The organism is Endozoicomonas sp. ALE010, assembly GCF_049310165.1.
Lineage (GTDB): Bacteria > Pseudomonadota > Gammaproteobacteria > Pseudomonadales > Endozoicomonadaceae > Endozoicomonas.
On record NZ_JBLYNV010000148.1, the window covers coordinates 1 to 3410 of the forward strand.

3 protein-coding genes and 1 pseudogene are annotated in these 3410 nt (G+C 50.9%); 3 read left to right on the forward strand and 1 reads right to left on the reverse strand.

Annotated elements, in window-relative coordinates; genetic code table 11:
- Positions 1-71 precede the first annotated feature (71 nt).
- Together ACO6UY_RS24205 and ACO6UY_RS24210 are read left to right on the forward strand one after the other, a co-directional pair.
- Complete coding sequence (locus tag ACO6UY_RS24205) at positions 72-305, forward strand: IS1-like element transposase (protein WP_422448627.1); 234 nt, start codon at positions 72-74, stop codon at positions 303-305.
- Positions 306-378: 73 nt separating this feature from the next.
- A pseudogene (locus ACO6UY_RS24210) lies at positions 379-594 on the forward strand (IS1 family transposase); the annotation flags it as partial.
- Between the two features lie 514 nt (positions 595-1108).
- Here the strand turns inward: ACO6UY_RS24210 and ACO6UY_RS24215 are convergent.
- Positions 1109-1378 carry a hypothetical protein gene (locus ACO6UY_RS24215; RefSeq protein ID WP_422491601.1) on the reverse strand — a complete coding sequence of 90 codons (270 nt, stop codon included), beginning with the start codon at positions 1376-1378 and terminating at the stop codon, positions 1109-1111.
- A gap of 43 nt (positions 1379-1421) precedes the next feature.
- On the opposite strand from ACO6UY_RS24215, the gene ACO6UY_RS24220 reads away from it, so the two are divergent.
- Positions 1422-3410 (forward strand): hypothetical protein (locus ACO6UY_RS24220; protein WP_422491602.1); only part of this gene is annotated, 1989 nt, incomplete at its 3' end.

A 3410-nucleotide genomic window follows, 5' to 3' on the forward strand; every position in this document is an offset into this window, starting at 1 on the left:
TGGCAAGGCAGTACCTGCCGGGCAACGAGAGGCGGAAATAGCGGCGCGGCTGCAAACCGAAGTGGAGGAGTTTGTTCAGACTGCGGTTTAACGAAGGTATTCCACGTTGTTGTAATGATGAATGTGGAACCAAAGCCTTTATACCTGAATATCGCTATAAAGCTTACGAGCCTGGTATTAAAAAACAGGTTGCCGAAATGGCAATTAATGGAAGTGGTATTAGAGATACAAGCAGGGTTTTGGGAATCAATAAAAAAACAGTAATAAATACATTTAAAAAAAGAAAAAGGCTTATTCCAAGTTAATCCTGGCATTTTATACGGATGATTGGGAAGCCTGTGAGCGTCATCTCGATGAAAATACGCATCGCATTTAGTTGGAAAGAAAAATGCTCAAAAAATAGAGCGTAAAATTTTGAATTTCATAACCTGGATCAAGCGTTTAGCCAGAAAGACAATATGTTTTTCAAAATTAGAGAGAATGCATGATATCGTCGTACGAATTTTAAACCAGTTTAAGCTGGATAAACTGTTTGATACTAAGGTTTTCCTGATATTGCATCGACATGGAGCAAGGCGTGATCAGTGGCATTGAAATTGTCAAACCACCCGTTCAAATTAAATAACAGAAATAACAGAAAAGATGTATCTCGTTGTGTCTCAAGATGGGGTTGAATATTAATCAGCCGCTCAAATACTAAAAACGACAATAATCAACAATCCTTATTTGTCACCCTTGGACTGTATACTTTTTTTCTCTCAAATATTTGCAAACTACATAAAGTTAGATATTTTTCCACTAAATCTGAAAGAATATAAGTCAACTGACGGGTTAATTAAGCCATGCATGTTCAAGTTTCGATTAAACCAACTGAGCTAACCAATCACCATTCAGGTTTTCCTGATATAGATGTTCCTGATCGTGCTGATAAAACCAGTGCGTTTCACTCACGGCAGGTGACTAATAATAAAAAGACAGGGACGACGACCCTTAATAAACTGAGTAGCCAGGATCAAACCAGCCATTTGATTCAGCCTGCCAGATCTTCAGACTTGTTTAGTCGGACAAAGTCAATTCATTCAAGCACAGCTGCAATAATGGCAGACACTCAGGCATCGTCATCCAGCACTTTGGCTCGGATCTCACTGGAAATTAGTTCGTCGATTAAGACCACCGAGGCATCAGCAGGCTTATCAGAGATGACGAAAGAACCGTCAACATCGCTAAAAATAGCTTCGTCGTCTACCGCACAAACCACTTCCACCGCAACACTCCCATCACCGTCTGCCACCGACGGTGCTGAAACCGACACCTCCCGGCATATGGCCGTATCCAGTACGCCTGCCGAGCCGGTTGCGACCTCCTCCTCCCCAGGCACTGAAAGCCTCCAGGAACAGGTTGGTCCACAGGACAGAAAGCGGTTGAAACGGTATGCGGACCTTGGACAGCCGCCGCTGCCTTCCGGTTCTCATACGCCGCACTTCACCCCGACCCAGCGGAAACTGCTGAAGGGGTATTCCGACCAGACCAAGGCAATCTATGACAGTTATGACCGTCAGGCCGGTGACATAAAGCAGCAGAATCGGCAGATTATGGCAGCCATACCAGCGGTGGATTCAGACTCAATTACCTGGCCGCAAAAACGACAAGTGTGCTGCGTCAACTTGCTGGAGACACTGGAAAGGCAGTTCCGGGACAGCTTCCTTAACATGAGCAGTACTGCGGAGCAGTACCTCAGCTACAAGAAGGAGTCACCCAACCATACGGGACCGATCAGGCTCTTGCCCGAAGCGCCAATCATCAATAATCTGGCCAACCAGTTCCGGAACCTGTATGGGCTCTACAGCGCTGCCCGTTATGACATGGTCAATGCCACCGGATTCGGGGGCGAGGCGGCAGCGGATGATCGCTTCCGGGGGTACAATGCCGGGGCCATTGTCGAGGCCCTTGCCGGGTTGCTGGTGAGATCGGCGTGGAGATCGGGAAGGATGATGTCAAACCCCATCCGGAAGGTGCTGCTGACGCTTGAGAGCACTCTGACTCATGATGGTCACTGGCACCGGGATGGTGCCAACGATATGCGCCCCCCGCAGCCTGATACGGCATTGCAGAGGATAGTGGGAAATGTTCGGGTAGGGAACGATCAGTTTAACTTGTCGCTACCCATGCTGAACCCCAGGGATGTGGCGGTGATCGATAAAATCATCCTGGCCGAGCGCGATGCCTACTTCTGTAACACGCGACCACTCAGGGATGAGCGTTTCGCGATGTTCAGAGACGTGTTTGACAATACGACTGATGTGCAAAATCAATTGTATGGCGAGCAGCTTCCCTGCCCGACCAGCGAGCAGGGGCTGGCCGACACTTCGGCGCTGAGCGAACTGCTGGAGCGGGCTGCAAACCAGGCCCCCCGAATCACTGTAGCAGGGAAAAAACTGCTGAAACTGTATGCCGACCGTGCCACGCAGGCCTACCATGCCTTTAGCCAGCGCATCAGCAATATCGAGAGGGCCAATACCCGGGCAGTGCAGGACATCGAGGAGAGTGATAACACCCTCATCCACAATGGCTGGATATACCAGCAATGGTCGCTGGAACGACTGGTGTGCTGTGCTCAGGGCCTGCAGACTATAGAACGGGCACTCATGAGCACGTTCGAGAGGCTCCTCATCCGGGTCGATCGGTGTATTCGGTATGATGCCTCTCATAGCCTGACCATGGGGCCAAATACGAGCGGCGAGAATCCCACCCGGGAGGCCATGATCGATGATCTGGTCAACCAGTTCCTGAACATGTATTCACAGTACGGTGCAGCCCGTTTCAATATGATCAAAGCCACCGGGTTCCCCCTGGAGGAGGCGGCAGAGTCGCCGGTTTTCCAGGGATTTAACGCCCAGGGCATGGTTGCCACGGTCAATGGTTTGTTCAGTGCCACGTTCGGGTTGTCCACAACGTTCCGGGACGTTCTCCAGGGGCTGGCGAACTATCTGGATAACCATGACGACGATAATGATCTGCGCCCGCCACAGGTTGATCGTCACCTGTTGCAGATCATCGGCAATACCACCGTCGCCGATGATGAGTTCACCTTGCCGCCCGCAGTGGTGGCTAGTGGCGATATGAACGCTGTCAACCAGCTCGTCCAGATTGAGAAAGCCGACTACCTGGCCAATCTGGGGGGACTGGAAAACCGGGAGCGTTTCCCCACTGATTTTGTCGATATATTCGAAGAGCCCGATGCCTTTGCGGAGGTTTTCCTGGAAGGAGAGATCCCGCAGTGCCATGGTGACTCGCGCAAACGTCGCCAGCTGGACAGCCATCTCTCCGGCAAGCCTGTCGGCAAGTCGGCACCTCCCCGGGATGAGCCAGCTATTGTCAATGACCACCGTGCCCCGGCCACTGCCGGAGCC